At 54.0% G+C, this 465-nt stretch carries 1 pseudogene; it reads left to right on the forward strand.

The annotated features are described in order from the left end of the window. Positions 1 to 190 precede the first annotated feature (190 nt). Positions 191 to 465: pseudogene (gene kdgA / locus ACEWB7_RS17595) on the forward strand (bifunctional 4-hydroxy-2-oxoglutarate aldolase/2-dehydro-3-deoxy-phosphogluconate aldolase); the annotation flags it as partial.

Raw genomic sequence — 465 nt, forward strand, 5'->3', positions numbered from 1 at the left:
GACGCTGCTGGTAGACGAAGCGGAACTGGCTGCTCGCGAACCGCACATTCCTGACCTGAGCGCGTCACGCGTGGGGACAGGACGTGAATTATTCAGCGCCTTGCGTGAAAAACTGTCCGGTGCCGAACAGGGCGCAACCTGTATCACTTTTTAAGACGACAAATTTGTAATCAGGCGAGAGAAAACTCTGATGAAAAACTGGAAAACAAGTGCAGAATCAATCCTGACCACCGGCCCGGTTGTACCGGTTATCGTGGTAAAAAAACTGGAACACGCAGTGCCGATGGCAAAAGCGTTGGTTGCTGGTGGGGTGCGCGTTCTGGAAGTGACTCTGCGTACCGAGTGTGCAGTTGACGCTATCCGTGCTATCGCCAAAGAAGTGCCTGAAGCGATTGTGGGTGCCGGTACGGTGCTGAATCCACAGCAGCTGGCAGAAGTCACTGAAGCGGGTGCACAGTTCGCAAT

The sequence above is a fragment of the Acinetobacter sp. NIOH-H-8 genome, from assembly GCF_046635365.1.
Taxonomy (GTDB): domain Bacteria; phylum Pseudomonadota; class Gammaproteobacteria; order Pseudomonadales; family Moraxellaceae; genus Acinetobacter.